General features: G+C 53.0%; 17 protein-coding genes. 15 read left to right on the top strand and 2 right to left on the bottom strand.

Annotation, left to right across the window (positions count from 1 at the left end):
* Positions 1-50: 50 nt before the first annotated feature.
* From aspS to ACU6TU_RS08700, 12 genes are all read left to right on the top strand, one after another.
* Entirely contained in the window at positions 51-1829 is a 1779-nt protein-coding gene (gene aspS, locus ACU6TU_RS08755) for an aspartate--tRNA ligase (protein ID WP_447141061.1), read from the top strand.
* A 115-nt stretch (positions 1830-1944) separates the two neighbouring features.
* A complete protein-coding gene (gene ruvC, locus ACU6TU_RS08750; RefSeq protein WP_447141060.1) occupies positions 1945-2490 on the top strand; it encodes a crossover junction endodeoxyribonuclease RuvC in 546 nt (181 codons plus the stop codon).
* Positions 2491-2640: 150 nt separating this feature from the next.
* Positions 2641-3246, top strand: a complete 606-nt coding sequence (ruvA, locus tag ACU6TU_RS08745) for a Holliday junction branch migration protein RuvA (protein ID WP_447141059.1) — start codon at positions 2641-2643, stop codon at positions 3244-3246.
* An 18-nt stretch (positions 3247-3264) separates the two neighbouring features.
* Positions 3265-4302 carry a Holliday junction branch migration DNA helicase RuvB gene (gene ruvB, locus ACU6TU_RS08740; RefSeq protein WP_447141058.1) on the top strand — a complete coding sequence of 346 codons (1038 nt, stop codon included), beginning with the start codon at positions 3265-3267 and terminating at the stop codon, positions 4300-4302.
* On the top strand, positions 4299-4697 hold the full coding sequence (ybgC, locus tag ACU6TU_RS08735; RefSeq protein WP_447141057.1) for a tol-pal system-associated acyl-CoA thioesterase: 399 nt from the start codon (positions 4299-4301) through the stop codon (positions 4695-4697). Before ruvB ends, ybgC begins: the two co-directional genes overlap by 4 nt.
* 93 nt (positions 4698-4790) lie before the next feature.
* Positions 4791-5465 (top strand): protein TolQ, encoded by a 675-nt coding sequence (tolQ, locus tag ACU6TU_RS08730; RefSeq protein ID WP_447141056.1) that lies wholly within the window; start codon positions 4791-4793, stop codon positions 5463-5465.
* A 12-nt stretch (positions 5466-5477) separates the two neighbouring features.
* Entirely contained in the window at positions 5478-5915 is a 438-nt protein-coding gene (tolR, locus tag ACU6TU_RS08725; protein WP_447141055.1) for a protein TolR, read from the top strand.
* Positions 5908-7314: a cell envelope integrity protein TolA gene (tolA, locus tag ACU6TU_RS08720; protein WP_447141054.1), complete on the top strand. Its 1407-nt coding sequence runs from the start codon at positions 5908-5910 to the stop codon at positions 7312-7314. Before tolR ends, tolA begins: the two co-directional genes overlap by 8 nt.
* A gap of 26 nt (positions 7315-7340) precedes the next feature.
* The gene (gene tolB, locus ACU6TU_RS08715; RefSeq protein ID WP_447141053.1) at positions 7341-8621 is read left to right on the top strand and encodes a Tol-Pal system beta propeller repeat protein TolB; all 1281 of its coding nucleotides are present in this window, start codon (positions 7341-7343) and stop codon (positions 8619-8621) included.
* Between the two features lie 84 nt (positions 8622-8705).
* Complete coding sequence (gene pal, locus ACU6TU_RS08710) at positions 8706-9275, top strand: peptidoglycan-associated lipoprotein Pal (protein WP_447141052.1); 570 nt, start codon at positions 8706-8708, stop codon at positions 9273-9275.
* A gap of 226 nt (positions 9276-9501) precedes the next feature.
* A complete protein-coding gene (ybgF, locus tag ACU6TU_RS08705) occupies positions 9502-10395 on the top strand; it encodes a tol-pal system protein YbgF (protein ID WP_447141051.1) in 894 nt (297 codons plus the stop codon).
* A 45-nt stretch (positions 10396-10440) separates the two neighbouring features.
* Positions 10441-11202, top strand: a complete 762-nt coding sequence (locus tag ACU6TU_RS08700) for a YciK family oxidoreductase (protein ID WP_447141050.1) — start codon at positions 10441-10443, stop codon at positions 11200-11202.
* Between the two features lie 32 nt (positions 11203-11234).
* Here the strand turns inward: ACU6TU_RS08700 and ACU6TU_RS08695 are convergent, their stop codons facing one another.
* Both ACU6TU_RS08695 and ubiG read right to left on the bottom strand, forming a co-directional pair.
* Positions 11235-11897: an HAD family hydrolase gene (locus ACU6TU_RS08695; RefSeq protein ID WP_447141049.1), complete on the bottom strand. Its 663-nt coding sequence runs from the start codon at positions 11895-11897 to the stop codon at positions 11235-11237.
* On the bottom strand, positions 11894-12640 hold the full coding sequence (gene ubiG, locus ACU6TU_RS08690) for a bifunctional 2-polyprenyl-6-hydroxyphenol methylase/3-demethylubiquinol 3-O-methyltransferase UbiG (protein ID WP_447141048.1): 747 nt from the start codon (positions 12638-12640) through the stop codon (positions 11894-11896). The genes ACU6TU_RS08695 and ubiG overlap by 4 nt, the downstream gene beginning before the upstream one ends.
* A 116-nt stretch (positions 12641-12756) precedes the next feature.
* On the opposite strand from ubiG, the gene galU reads away from it, so the two are divergent.
* The 3 genes from galU to ACU6TU_RS08675 are packed head-to-tail and all read left to right on the top strand — an operon-like array spanning position 12757 to position 15780.
* Positions 12757-13650, top strand: coding sequence for a UTP--glucose-1-phosphate uridylyltransferase GalU (galU, locus tag ACU6TU_RS08685; RefSeq protein WP_447141047.1), 894 nt, complete (start codon positions 12757-12759; stop codon positions 13648-13650).
* A gap of 3 nt (positions 13651-13653) precedes the next feature.
* Positions 13654-14946: a nucleotide sugar dehydrogenase gene (locus ACU6TU_RS08680; protein ID WP_447141046.1), complete on the top strand. Its 1293-nt coding sequence runs from the start codon at positions 13654-13656 to the stop codon at positions 14944-14946.
* A gap of 9 nt (positions 14947-14955) precedes the next feature.
* Positions 14956-15780, top strand: a complete 825-nt coding sequence (locus ACU6TU_RS08675; RefSeq protein ID WP_447141045.1) for a hypothetical protein — start codon at positions 14956-14958, stop codon at positions 15778-15780.
* The last annotated feature ends 31 nt before the right edge of the window (positions 15781-15811 follow it).

Here is a 15811-nt window from a genome sequence, read left to right as displayed (position 1 = left end):
TGATGCTTGCCTGAACGTAATTTTAGCCACGAAACAGAACAGGATTTAACATGCGCAGCCATTATTGCGGCCAGCTGAACGAAACATTGGTGGATCAAACGGTTACCGTTTGCGGATGGGTACACCGCCGCCGCGACCATGGTGGGGTGATTTTTCTCGATATGCGTGATCGTGATGGCATCGCGCAGTTTGTCGTTGACCCGGATACCGCCGAGGCTTTCGCCCATGCCGACCGTGTGCGGAGCGAATATGTGCTGCGCATTACTGGCCGCGTGCGTTTGCGTCCTGAGGGGACGCAAAACCCGAATATGCCGACCGGCATGATTGAAGTGCTGGCAAAAGACGTTGAGGTGCTCAATACGGCAGCGACACCACCTTTCCAGCTCGACGAGCATGGTAAAGTCGGTGAAGAAGTGCGTTTAAAGCATCGCTATATTGATCTGCGTCGCCCGGAAATGATCGAGAAACTGCGTTTACGTTCGCGTATCTCTCATAACGTTCGCGCTTATCTTGAAAACCAGGGTTTTCTGGATATCGAAACGCCGGTGCTGACTCGGGCCACCCCCGAAGGCGCACGGGACTATCTGGTTCCTAGCCGTACCCATGCCGGTAGCTTCTTTGCCTTGCCGCAGTCGCCACAGCTTTTCAAACAGCTGTTGATGGTTGCCGGGTTCGACCGTTACTACCAGATTGCCAAGTGTTTCCGTGATGAAGATCTGCGTGCGGATCGACAGCCAGAATTCACCCAGATTGATATCGAGGCGTCGTTTGTGAATGAAGACGACATCATGTCAATCACTGAAGGCATGATTCGCCAGCTATTCAACGAAGTTCTTGACGTTGAGCTGCCGAATTTCCAGCGCATGACATGGCACGATGCCATGCAGCGTTTCGGCTCTGATAAGCCTGACCTGCGTATCCCGCTGGAATTGACCGATGTTGATGACCTGATGAAACAGGTTGATTTCAAAGTCTTCTCAGGCCCTGCCAATGCCGATGACGGACGCGTGGCAGCGCTTAAAGTGACTGGCGGTGCGTCGTTGTCACGTAAGGAAATCGACGAATACACCAAGTTCGTCGGTATCTATGGCGCCAAGGGGCTTGCCTGGATCAAGGTGAACGAGCGCGCCAAAGGCCTGGAAGGCCTGCAGTCTCCGATCGTCAAATTCATGGAAAACGTGGTTGAAGAGCTACTGGACCGTGTTGATGCCAAAGATGGGGATATCATCTTCTTCGGGGCTGACAAAGCGCGTATCGTTAATGAAGCCATTGGCGCGTTGCGTGTCAGAATTGGCGCGGATCTTGATCTGTATACCCATGATTGGGCGCCGCTTTGGGTCGTTGACTTCCCGATGTTTGAAGCCGATGACAACGGACGCCTGAGCCCGCTTCACCACCCGTTTACGGCGCCTGCCTGCTCACCGGAAGAACTCAAGGCTGACCCTGCCGCTGCGTTGTCCCGTGCTTACGATATGGTGCTTAACGGTACCGAGCTGGGCGGTGGTTCGCTGCGTATTCATGATCAGACCATGCAAAGCACGGTGTTTGAGATTCTTGGCATCGGCGAAGAAGAAGCCCGTGAGAAATTCGGCTTCCTGCTGGATGCCCTTCACTATGGCGCGCCACCCCACGGTGGCTTGGCATTTGGTCTGGACCGCCTGGTGATGTTGATGACCGGTGCGACAACTATCCGTGAAGTCATTGCCTTCCCGAAAACCCAGAGCGCGGCATGTTTGATGACCGATGCACCGGGTGATGTCAGTGCCGACCAGCTCAAGGAGCTTAATATTCGTCTCCGCCAGAAAGTTAAGGCAGAAAGTGGCGAATAACGCCGCCTTACTTAGCTAACGTGCGACCCTGATCCTTGATCACACCGACGTCAGATGACGTCGGTGTTTTTTCAGGGATGCCAATAAGGCAGAACACCATGATCAAATTTATACTGTGTTAGAACCCACCAACGTGACACGTATTTTAGGCATTGACCCTGGCTCGCGTATTACGGGGTATGGCGTTGTTGATGTTCAGGCAGGCAAGCCCATCTATGTGGCCAGTGGCTGTATCCGTACGACCGACACCGCACTTGAACAGCGCCTGGCGCAAATCTATGCGGGCTTAAGTGAGGTCATCGGGCAATATCGCCCTAATGCAGTGGCGGTAGAGCGTGTGTTTTTGGCAAAAAATGCAGATTCAGCCCTTAAACTGGGGCAGGCAAGAGGGGCTGCACTGGTTTGCATGGCCAACCACGGCTTAGCGATTAATGAGTATGCTGCACGCCAGATCAAACAGACGGTTACGGGTAAAGGCAGTGCGGATAAATCCCAGGTCCAGCATATGATAACGGCGTTGCTGAAACTGTCTGCTACGCCTCAGGCAGATGCAGCAGATGCGTTGGCCATTGCCATCACTGATGCCTATTCACGCAGTGGTTTATGGGTTCCTTCGTCAGAGCGTCGCACTCGGCGAAGCAGCGGTCGGTGGCGCTTGTAAAGCGAAACCCAGGCATCGGATGACTGGCTACCTGTACAGATAAACTCTATATTAGCGACCATTCCGTATTCAATGACGCTAAAATGCGAACACAGTTAATTCTACAATAACTTATCAAACGTTTGCTTTGCCAAGGAGTGAGTTCACCCTATGATCGGACGATTAACCGGACAGCTACTGCACAAGCAGCCACCATGGATTGTGATTGATGTGCACGGGGTGGGTTACGAGCTGGAAGCATCAATGACGGCGCTGGTAGCACTCCCGGCCGTTGGCGAACAGGTCTCTTTATTTACTCACTTGACGATCCGTGATGATGCTCATCTGCTGTATGGATTCGTACGTGAGCAGGAAAGAGCGCTTTTTCGCGCGTTAATAAAAGTCAATGGTGTTGGGCCCAAGCTTGCTTTGGCGATTCTCTCGGGGATGGACGAAGAAGCGTTTATGCGCTGCATCCGCGATGATGACAGTAAAGCGCTGACCCGCCTGCCTGGGGTAGGTAAAAAAACGGCAGAGCGCCTGATAATCGAGATGCGTGACCGCTTTCCCGATTGGGAGAATGCCGCCAATGGGCCTTCGTTGCTGGATTCACCATCCAGCAACCCACACCGTAATGCGCTGGCTGACGCGGAGTCAGCTCTGGTCAGCCTGGGCTATAAACCCACAGAAGCCGCAAAAATGCTGTCAGGCCTGGATGCCGACCAACCCACAGAAGCCTTGATCAAGTCAGCGTTAACCCAGCGCATGAACAGCTAATGGTTCGCGAGGAGCAGCATGCTTGAACATGATCGTTTGATTGCAGCGGCCCCTGAGCAGGGCGAGGTTCGGCTGGATCATGCCATCCGCCCTAAACGTCTGGCGGACTACATTGGTCAGCCACGCGTACGCGAGCAGATGGAAATCTTCATTGGCGCGGCAAGGCTAAGGGAAGAGAGCCTTGACCACACACTGGTTTTTGGCCCACCTGGGTTGGGTAAAACGACGCTTGCCAACATCATTGCCGCTGAAATGGGGGTTGGGCTGAAATCGACCTCAGGCCCCGTGCTTGAGCGTGCCGGGGACCTGGCGGCGATGTTGACCAACCTGGAAGAAGGCGATGTGCTCTTCATTGATGAGATCCATCGTCTTTCTCCCGTGGTGGAAGAAGTGCTGTATCCCGCGATGGAAGATTTTCAGCTGGATATCATGATCGGTGACGGGCCTGCTGCACGCTCCATCAAACTCGACTTACCACGTTTTACGCTGGTAGGGGCAACGACCCGTGCGGGGCTTTTAACGTCGCCTCTGCGGGATCGCTTTGGCATTGTTCAGCGCCTTGAATTTTATAACCTGAGTGAGCTGAAAGAAATTGTGACCCGCTCAGCGGGCCTGCTTAACGTGCCTGCCACGACAGAAGGTTGTGAAGAAATTGCCAAACGCTCCCGTGGCACCCCTCGAATTGCCAACCGTCTGCTAAGGCGCGTACGTGATTACGCCGACATAAAAGGGCGTGGGGAGATTGATACGGCCATTGCGGATGCGGCGCTCAACATGCTCAATGTTGATCATCATGGGCTGGATCATATGGATAGACGCCTGTTGCTGGCGATGATGGACAAATTCGATGGGGGGCCGGTAGGCGTGGATTCACTCTCGGCGGCGATTGGTGAAGAACGCGATACCATTGAAGATGTCATTGAGCCTTATCTGATTCAGCAAGGTTTGATGATGCGCACACCACGTGGGCGAGTGGTCACCCGCCAGGCCTGGTCACACTTCAGCCGGGTTCCGCATGAGCAGGCCACAGATGTGAGTGGAGAAACCCGACCATGATACCGATTTTCAGTGTTCCCGTGCGCGTCTACATGGAAGATACCGACGCTGGCGGTATTGTCTACTACGTCAATTATCTGAAATTTATGGAGCGGGCGCGCAGCGAATGGTTGCGCCAACAGAACATCAATCAACAGACATTGCTGGTCGAAAATACGCAATTGGTGGTCTATCGTCTAACGTGCCATTATGCGTTGCCCGCCCGTTTGGATGATGCCTTGTGTGTGACGGCAAAGGTGATAGACGTCGGCCGCTGTAAAGCGACTTTCGAACAAACGGTTGAACGTGAAGGGGAACTACTTTGTCGCGCAACAGTCGAGATAGCGTGCCTGGATGCAAGGCGCTTAAAGCCAAAGGGGTGGTCCAAGGCCATTCTGGATATTTTACGTCTGTAACTTACTGAATAATTAGCTTTTGATGCTTGCGAATAAAGCAGGCTGCCTGGCTTGAACCAAGAGACAACGAGGATAATCGTGAACGAAAACAGCATGTCGATTCCACACTTAATAATGAGTGCCAGTACCGTTGTCCAGCTGGTCATGTTGCTGCTGGTCGTGGCGTCACTATTGTCGTGGGTGGTTATTTTCCAGCGCAGCTTTGCGTTATCACGCGCCAAAACCGCTTATCAGAAATTTGAAGAAACCTTCTGGTCGGGCGTTGATCTGAATGAACTTTATCGGGATATTCCAGCTGATGATCAACGTCAGGGGGCGGAACATCTCTTTCAGGCTGGGTTTAGAGAGTTTCATCGCCTGGCTTCACGCACGTCTCAGCCAGAGCAGGTACTTGAGGGTGTTCAGCGCAGCATGCGGGTCGCCTGGTCACGGGAAGATGAACGCCTGACCAAGCATCTGGTATTTTTAGCCACGGTTGCGTCTGCAAGTCCTTACATTGGTCTGTTTGGCACAGTCTGGGGAATTATGGGGTCGTTCCAGTCACTTTCCATGACGCAGCAGGCCACACTCGCGACGGTAGCGCCCTGGATTGCAGAAGCGTTGATTGCCACTGCCATGGGCCTTTTTGCAGCAATACCGGCGGTTATTTTCTATAACCGCCTGTCCAATAGCGCCACACGGTTACTGGGTAAATACGAAGATTTTGCCGAAGAATTCTATGCGATTCTACACCGCAATCTTCAAGGACGTGAGTCGAATACCCAGTAAGGGAGTGATGCCATGCAAGGTCCTTTTAATCGCAATAGTCATCGTCGGCCGATGGCGGAAATCAATGTTGTTCCATTTATCGACGTCATGCTTGTGCTGTTGGTGATTTTTATGATCACAGCCCCCATGCTGACGCAAGGCGTACAGGTTGAGTTGCCCCAGGTGTCCTCACAGCCAATTGATACGCAGGAGAATAGTGAACCTGTCATTGTTTCTGTAGATAAAGACGGCCAATATCACATCACCCTGGGTGATAGCAGTACCCTGGTCAGCCTGGATGAGCTTGACCAAAGAATTATGACGATTCTGGCGCGTAGCCCAGACTCTCCGGTTCTGGTAAGAGGCGATCGCAACGTTGCCTACGGGCAGGTAGTCACGTTAATGGGTACGTTGCAGGGAGCTGGCGTTGAGAATGTTGGGCTGATATCAGAGCCGCCGAACAATGAGTGAAGGTAAGCTAAACAAAGGGCAGTTGCCCCGTAAACGCAGAGGTGAAGACGTTGGTTATGGATGGCCTACGCTGCTGGCTATTCTGTTACATGCTGTCGTGGTCTTTTTTAGCGTGGTGAGTCTTCCAACGAGAGAAGAAACGCCGGAATCTTCATCTATTGTTCAAGCAACCCTGGTCAGTACCGAAACGTTTACCGATCAAGCCCAACAGGCTTTTGATCAGCCCAGCGCAGCCATACCTGAGGAAAGTCAGGAAACAACTTTACCAGAAGCAGGAACTGCGCTGGATGATATAGCCGTTGAACAAGCTGAGGCAGAAGCCGAAGCAGAAGCTCAACGCCAGCGGGAAGCCGAGGCAGAAGCCCAGCGCCAGCAGGAAGCCGAGGCAGAAGCTCAACGCCAGGCCGAAGCCCAGCGCCAGGCCGAAGCCCAGCGCCAGGCCGAAGCCCAGCGCCAGGCCGAAGCCGAGGCAGAAGCCCAGCGCCAGCGGGAAGCCGAAGCAGAAGCTCAACGCCAGCGGGAAGCCGAGGCAGAAGTTCAACGCCAACAGGAAGCCGAGGCAGAAGCTCAACGCCAACAGGAAGCCGAGGCAGAAGCTCAACGCCAGGCCGAAGCCGAGGCAGAAGCCCAGCGCCAGCGGGAAGCCGAGGCAGAAGTTCAACGCCAACAGGAAGCCGAGGCAGAAGCTCAACGCCAGGCCGAAGCCGAGGCAGAAGCCCAGCGCCAGCGGGAAGCCGAAGCAGAAGCTCAACGCCAGGCCGAAGCCGAGGCAGAAGTTCAACGCCAACAGGAAGCCGAGGCAGAAGCTCAACGCCAGGCCGAAGCAGAAGCTCAACGCCAACAGGAAGCCGAGGCAGAAGCTCAACGCCAGCGGGAAGCCGAGGCAGAAGCTCAACGCCAGCGGGAAGCCGAAGCAGAAGCTCAACGCCAACAGGAAGCCGAAGCAGAAGCTCAACGCCAACAGGAAGCCGAGGCAGAAGCTCAACGCCAGCGGGAAGCCGAAGCAGAAGCCCAGCGCCAGCGGGAAGCCGAGGCGCGCCGTGCTGCTGAGGCAGAAGAAGCGCGTCGAGCTGCAGAAGCTGCGGCTAATGCGCGGCAGGCAGAGCAGGCTGCCAATAGCTTTATCAACATTGTCCGCACCGCTGTGGAGCAGACATGGATTATTCCACCTGGGGCCGGCAATAGTATGGTCGTCACATTGAGCGTACGCCTGGGGCCATCTGGCGAAGTGCTCGCCACCTCAGTGGTTACGACCAGTGGCGATAGTAATTTTGATCGTTCAGCACAACAAGCTGTCGAACATGCAGCTCCGTTTACCGAGCTGCGAGAGGTACCTGCTGAACTACAACGCAATCTGCGCCAATTTAATCTGCGCTTTACTCCGGGGGATGTTCGCTGATGGCAATGTTAAAACGACGAATAGGGATGTTAAAACAAATAGGGATGTTGTTAGCTTTGTGGCTGCTTAGCAGCACAGCGCAGGCAAATCTCACCATTGAAATTACGCGTGGCAGTGATAGAGCGCTGCCTATTGGTATTGTGCCTTTTGAACAGGCCAACAACCTGCCTCAGGATGTCGCACAGATTATCCAGGACGACCTGCAGCGCAGCGGCTATTTCGAGCCTCTGTCACGCAATGACATGTTTGAGAAGCCAACCAGCGAAGATCAGGTTAACTATGCGACCTGGCGAAGCCTTGATGTTCGCTATCTGGTGGTTGGCAACGTGGAAGAAACTGCCAATGGCTTTAGAGTTAGCGCTTCCTTGATGGATGTCAGCGGCCAGCGTCGTATGTTGACAGAAAGCGTCACCACTCAACAAAACGGGTTGCGCAGTGCAGCCCATTATTTGAGTGATGAGATATTTGAAGCTATCACGGATATTCGTGGTGCTTTTTCAACCCGAATTGCTTACGTGACAGCTAATGGCGTTGGCGATAATATGCAGTTTGCGCTGTACGTTGCCGATAGTGATGGTCGAAACAATCAGGAAATACTCAGTTCAGATCAACCTATCCTGTCTCCTGCCTGGTCGCCAGATGGTGAAAAGCTCGCCTATGTGTCATTCGAGACCGGTCAACCGTCCATTTATGTTCAACAGGTGGCTTCCGGCCAGCGTGTCAAGTTGACGTCATTCGATGGTCTCAATAGTGCCCCGGCCTGGTCGCCGGATGGCAGACGTCTGGCCATGTCTCTGTCGAAAGACGGTCAGCCAGAAATCTATATCATGAATCTATCGGACCGCTCTCTGACACGCGTCACGAACAACAACAGCATAGATACCGAACCTTCATGGGCACCTGATGGGCGTAGCCTGCTGTTTACGTCGGATCGCAGCAGTGGGCCACAGATCTATCGTTACTCGATTGCCAGTCAGGAAACACAGCGACTGACTTATACAGGTAACTATAATGCTCGTGGGCGCTTCTCGCCGGACGGTGAGGATCTTTTCCTTGTTCACCGTTCCAGTCGTGGTTATCAGGTAGCACGCCAGGATCTGGCTAATAATCGTCTTGTCGTTTTGAGTGAGTCAACACAGGATGAATCTCCTAGTGTAGCGCCGAATGGCACCATGGTAATCTTCGCCACTCAGCAAGGCGGGAATGGGGTGCTGAGTGCTGTTTCAGCTGATGGGCGGTCGTCTTTCCGCCTTCCATCGGCACAAGGTGACGTCCGAGAACCCGCGTGGTCACCGTTTCTGGATTAATTTGCCTACTCTGTGAGCAAATCGATATTTATTAGCTGTTTTTATTAACCGTTATCATTAACTGTTCAGACAAGGAGTCTGATTATGCAAATCAAACCATTGGTTCGTTTATTTGCCGTTGCACTTTCCATCACGGTCATTGCGGGTTGTTCCAGCACCGGCGGTACACAAGGTAGTGATGCCTACGGTACTCAAGATGGAATGGGGGGCTCTTCAAGCGGCAGCTCCATGGGCAGCGCATCATCTACAGGCGTTAACGGCACAGGGCAATACGGCTCTTCCTCTGGCACGGGTTCAAGCGCCAGCCAACAGGCGGATGCCAGAATTCCTGCTGCGCGCACAATTTATTTCGATTTTGATCGCGACACCATCAAAGGCGAATATGAGTCTGTGGTGATGGCGCATGCCCGTTATCTGCGTGCTAATCCAAGTGCACAGGTGGTGCTACACGGCCACACAGACGAACGCGGTACGCGTGAGTATAATCTGGCACTTGGTGAGCGTCGTGCGAATGCGGTTCAGCGCTTTTTGAATATCCAGGGTGTCTCTAACGGCCAGATGAATGTTGTGAGCTATGGTGAAGAACGCCCGGCCGCTCGAGGCAACGGTGAAAGTGCTTATTCGCAGAACCGCCGTGTGGTATTCAGCTATTAAGTTAGCCGTTTATATGTGATAACGGTCGATAGGGAATAATGCTGAACGAAGGGCAGTGCTGCCTTGGATGACGTAATAATCCATGTGCAAGTCACTGCCCTTGGTTTTTTTATGGATTACGTTTTATGGATCTTGTTGTCTATAGGCAGTGTTATCTGTCTATAAGTCATAAAGACACTTCATTAAACGGAGGTCTTGCCCAGACTGGCAAGATCAAGGTGATATCATGATTCAACGTCGCGCGGGATCTAAAAACTTCAGGCTGGCAGAAGATACGTCTCTCACACAGACGCCTTTTGGCAGTAAATATCTATATTTGGCGGGTTTAGCGCTTTCGCTAAGTCTGGCTTCTCCCGGTATATTCGCTCAGCAACCCGTTGTTCAGGATTTGTCAGCGTCCTCCGCAGGCAGTTTCTACCAGCAGGCTGATACACAGGTGGCTAGCAATGGCGCTCTGGTTCTGTTCAATCAGGTTCAGGAACATCAGCGTGAAATTCAGGAACTGCGTGGTCAGATGGAAGAATTGCGCCATCAGTTAGAGCAATTACGTAACCAGAGCGAACAGCGCTATCTGGATATGGATGACCGGCTTTTTGCTCTGGAATCGAACACGGCCAGCAACACAGTAGACACATCCAGCTCTGTTCCAGAGTCAACGGCGGACTCAGAAGTCGCAGACTCCCCTGATACCACCGATGACGAACAGGAGACTGAGCCGCCGAAAGTCAGTAATAATGCGCCGCCGGAAGTTCAGGAAGCCTATCAGGCTGCGTTTGCCTTTGTTCAGAATCGGCAGTTCAATGAGGCGGTCAGCGCATTCAATGCGTTTGTTGATGACTACCCAGACACGCGACTGACGCCAAATGGTTACTACTGGCTGGGTGAGCTGCATGCCGCCAATGACGACCTTACTGAAGCCGAAATGTCATTTAATAAAGTGATTAATGATTTTGGCGATAGCAACAAGGTGGCAGACGCGCTCTATAAGCTTGGGCTCGTCAAGGCGCGCCAGGGGGATACCGAACTTAGCCGTGAATTATTGGCTCGTGTTCAGGAAGACTTTCCTCAAAGTAGTGCTGCTGGGCTTGCCGGGGATTTCTTACGTCAATCCTCAGATTAATACGTCTTTTATCAACTTCAAGTCTATCAATCTCAAGGACATACCATGAGCTGCAAGATTGACTACCAGGCGCCTGCCGGTCTACTGGAAAACCGTATCATTTTGGTGACAGGTGCAGGGGACGGCATTGGCCGCGCTGCTGCGTTGGCCTATGCACGGCATGGTGCCACGGTCATCCTGTTAGGCAGAACCATCGCTAAGCTGGAAAAGGTATATGATGAGATAGAAGCGGCAGGCGGGCCTCAGCCTGCGATTTTTCCGCTTAATTTCGAAGGTGCCACGCTCAAGGACTACCATGACATGGCGCAGACCCTGGAGAGTGAATTTGGGCGTTTAGATGGCATTTTGCATAACGCCGGTCTTCTCGGGCGCATCACACCGTTTGAGCAATATAATCCAGAATTGTGGGCGCAGGTTATGCAGGTCAATATCAATGGCCCTATCTGGATGACCCAGGCATTGCTACCTCTGATTGAAGCCTCTGATGATGCCTCTGTGATTTTTACTTCTTCTAGTGTTGGCCGAAAGGGGCGCGCTTATTGGGGGGCTTATTCCGTTTCCAAGTTTGCAACGGAAGGGTTTATGGAAGTACTGGCGGATGAACTGGATAACAAGCCTAACATCCGTATCAATACCCTTAATCCCGGCGCGACGCTGACCCAGATGCGACGTAATGCCTATCCCGGTGAAGACCCGAAAACCTTACGTACGCCGGAAGATATCATGCCGACCTATTTATGGCTGATGGGGCCAGACAGTAAAGGCGTGAACGGGGAAAAGTGGGATGCCCAGCCGCCACGTAGCTAGCGGCCAGGCAAAGGCGTTAATAATGCATACGTTCAGGATGGCTTGGGTAACGCTTCAACCAATTCAATGCAGTCAGTAAACCATTGGTCGGCGGGCCATTTTCGGTAGTCATCCTGTTCGGCGATATAGCCATAGCCAACCGCAATTGCCTGCATGCTGGCCGCTTTCGCTGCCTCCATATCACGTAAATGATCCCCAATGTACCAGCAGGATTGCGGTGCAACGCCGAGCTGTCTGGCGGCTTCCCATAAAGGCTCAGGATGTGGCTTTTTAACCGCCAGATCATCGGCACAGAGCAGCGCCCCAGGCTGCAGAGATAGCGCCTCTAATAAAGGTTCTGTGTAGCGGCGTGGTTTATTGGTCACGATTCCCCACGGTTTATCCTGAGCTTCCCACTCACTTAACCACTGGTCTAACGGCGAAAAAACGCAGCTATGCTCTGCAAGCGCCTGTTCATAAGCGTCAAGCAGCCATGTTCTGGCTGCTATGTGGTTCTCGCACCCCACGGGCAGCCCCAGAGCCAGCGTTACCAGGGCACTGCCTCCGTTAGAGACTTCCTTTCTGATTGTCGCAAATGGCAGAGGCGTCAAACCATGGTGTGCACGCAGCCGGTTAGTGGCATTTGCCAGATCTGGTGCGGTATCTACCAGAGTGCCATCAAGATCAAACAAAATCGCCTGGGGTGATGTGTTCATGCGTCGTTATCCTGGCGGCAGTGCATCATATAGTTGACCGATACATCGTGTGGATCCAACCGATAGCGTTTCAATAACGGGTTGTAGATCAGGCCGGTCTGTTCGCCGACATCAAGTTGGCTTGCCCGGCACCAGGCGGCCATTTCCGATGGACGAATAAACTTGGCGTGCTGATGAGTGCCACGCGGGAGTAGATGAAGCAGATACTCTGCGCCAACAATCGCAAAGGCATAGGCTTTGGGGGTGCGGTTCAGGGTTGAGAAGAAAACGTGGCCACCTGGCCGTACCAGTTTGCTGCATGCGGCGACAACGGATGCTGGATCAGGGACGTGCTCAAGCATCTCCATGCAAGTGACAACATCAAACTCTCCTGGATGCTGTTGCGCAAAATCTTCGACTGCACAGTGCTGGTAGCTAATGGCAAGGCCGCTTTCCTCTGCATGCAGGCGAGCCACGTTAAGCGGAGCTTCGCCCATATCCAGCCCTGTCACATTCGCGCCCCGGTGGGCCATGGATTCACTTAAAATTCCGCCACCACAACCAACGTCAAGGACCCGTTTGCCGGCGAGTCCAGCGCGTGCATCAATGAAGTCCAGACGTAATGGGTTGATGTCATGCAGCGGCTTGAACTCACCACTCCTGTCCCACCAACGGCTGGCCAGCGCCTCAAATTTTGCCACTTCCGCTTCATCGACATTGCCTTGGAAACGTGGTGCAGTGCTATCCTGATGTTTTGCTGGCATTTTTACTTCCTCAGGTGATAAGCGAGCATGACCCCTGTGGGTGATCATGAATGTATCTCGTGTATGATGATCATTCTAACCATTCCTGGGTCGTAACGCATGAAAAGGACCTTTGTATGATTCGTAAAGCTGTACTGCCCGTTGCCGGTTTTGGCACACGCTGTTTACCTGCCTCCAAGGCAATCCCGAAAGAAATGATTACGATCGTCGATCGTCCTGTGATCCAGTATGTGGTTGAAGAGGCCATCAGTGCGGGCATCAAGGAAATTGTGCTGGTCACCAGCAGCAGCAAAGGTGCTATCGAGAATCACTTTGACACCCATGCTGAGCTCGAAGCGAGCCTGGAAGAGAAAGGCAAACACGCGCTGCTTGATAGCATTCGGCATCTTATTCCGGATGATGTCAGTATTCTCAGTGTACGCCAGGGCAAACCCCTGGGGCTGGGCCATGCGGTGTTGTGCGCGCGACCCTTGATCGGCGACAACGAGCCATTCGCTGTTTTGTTGCCGGATGTTCTGGTCAATCAGGATGATAATGCAAGCGTCAATGATCTGAGAGGCATGCTGGAAGCTTTCCAGCAACGTCAGGTGGCACAGCTAATGGTCGAGGAAGTCGACTGGGCACATGTCGAGCGCTATGGCATCGTATCTCCTACGGAGAAAGCCCCTGACGCAGGTAAATCCGCGCCACTTTCGGCTATTATTGAAAAACCATCCCGTGATCAGGCACCTTCCAATCTTGCGGTAATAGGGCGCTATGCCTTGCCAGGGGAGATTTTTAAATTACTCGAGCACACACCGCCAGGCGCCGGTGGAGAGATCCAGCTTACGGATGCCATTGATACCTTACGCGAGCATTCAGGTGTTGATGCTTACCGTATGCAAGGGGTGACGTATGATTGTGGCCAGCCTCTGGGTTATATGGAGGCCACGCTAGCCTATGGGTGCTCACATCCGGAGTTGGGCGACGCCTTCAAAGCCCTGCTGACTCGCTACGCACAGGAGTCTTAAGCAATGCGCATTTTCATCTATGGGAGTGAGCTTAGTGCAGCCACGGCAGCGGCGGCACTTTCCTGGGTTGGCCATCATGTACATTGGCATGCCCACGAATCCGAGCCTTGGGAAACCTTACAGCAATCAGGCTGGATGCACCGCGAACCCCATTTGCTTGAGCAGCTTAAGCAGAGTATCAACGACGGTAGCCTGGTGATGGAACATCAGTCTGCCGCACTATCCGATAGCGATGTGGTGTGGCTGGCATTATCGCCTGAACAGCGCAGTGATGCGGCACGTTTAATGGCTGAAACCTCTGCCAACGCTCCGGCTGGATTATTGTTAATTAACAATTCAACATTTCCCGTCGGTGAAACCGAGCGTCTCCAGCAACAGCTTCAGGAAGGCCAGCTTAGCGTGGCTTTGCCTGATATGCTGGAAGAGGGTCGGGCCTGGCTGACATTTACACGTCCAAGCCGTTGGTTACTGGGGTGTGATGATGCCGACAGTGAGCGCGTTGTCAGAGAGTTATTGCGGGCATTCAATCGGCGCAGCGAAATTTTTCAATGCATGCCCCGGCGAGCGGCTGAGCTTACCAAGCTGGCGATTAACGGCATGCTTGCGACACGCATCAGTTTCATGAATGAAATTGCCGGCCTGGCAGATACGTTAGGCGTCGATGTTGAGTATGTACGCCAGGGAATGGGGGCCGATACGCGCATTGGCTTTGAGTACCTGTATCCCGGTTGTGGTTTTGGTGGACCCAACTTCTCTCGGGACCTGATGCGCCTTGCCGATGTTCAGTTCGCCAGTGGGCGTGCTTCTGCGCTGCTTGAGCAGGTAATGGACATTAATGAAAACAAGAAAGAGACCCTGTTTCGCAAGCTGTGGGCTCATTTTGATGGCAACCTGCAAGGCAAGACGATTGCTGTGTGGGGTGCGGCCTTTAAACCGGGTACAGCACGCATTGATCAGGCGCCAGTGTTAACGTTATTAAGGGCTCTTTGGGCCCAGGGCGTACGCGTACAATTGCATGACCCTGCGGCTGTGCCTGCCCTGTTGGCAGCCGTTGGTGAGCGTGACGATCTTGTTACGTTTCAGGATGACCCTTATCTTGCGTGTGAAGGCGCAGATGCCATGATGTTAGTCACGGAATGGAAAACCTACTGGAACCCGGATTGGCAGAAGCTCCGCACATTACTTAAAGCCAGATTGATCCTGGACGGACGCAATATTTACGATCCGGCTTATGTGGCGAGCTGTGGTCTTGACTATAGAGGTATCGGCCGCCGAGCCGACATCACCGTCCCTTAAGGAGAACCCATGTCTGATTCCGCTGCGTCAAAACGCATTGTGCCTGATGTTGAACAAAGCGTCAGTGCCCAACATCTGCGTTACAGGAAAGGCCCAAGCATCTGGCCACTATGGTTTGCCTTGATCGTGATATTGGCGTTATTCGCGGCTTCAGCGGTTGGGTTATGGTATGAGCGTGAACGCCTGCTTGACGAGGTGAATGGTATCAGCGGAGAGGTTTCTAACATGCATGCTAGACTGGATTCTGGTGATACCCAGATGCAGGATGCAATTACGTTGTTACAGGCGCAGATGGGAACACTTTTTCAGGAACAGGAACAACTGAGTTCGGCGCTAAACAATACCCGCGATGAACTTTTCAGCCTGATTCCTGCCAGTGAAGAGATGGTATCGACAGAAATGGTTGAAACACTATTGGCCGATATCGAGGCTCAACAGGAAGCGGCGCAGGCGGGTAGTCGTCAATTAACGCAACTTAACGCTTCACTTGAACAATTTGAACAGGAAGTCGCCGACAGCCGTCAACAGCTATCAGAACAGATGGCTAATGTGGAGACGCAACTTGAACGCAGAGACGCGGTCCTATCGGATTCCATTGACGCGTTAAACCGCCAGTGGGAAACACAGCAGAACCAGTTGCAACGTCTTGAACAGCAGTTGGCAGAAGAGGCGGCACGTGACAATGCTGACGCAATTAGCCGTACAGAGGTAGCCACGCAAATTTCAGCCGTTGAACAGTCCTGGCAACAGGAGCTGGAGGCATTGGAAAGTGATCTTCGTCAGGTCAGGCAGGCCCAGCTGGCCTTAAGTGCTCAGTTGGAAATGCTTCGATGAACCAGGCCAGGCCATATAGCTAGGAAAAGAC

Source organism: Halomonas sp. LS-001 (assembly GCF_052983955.1).
This window is presented reverse-complemented; position numbering and strand designations above follow the sequence as displayed.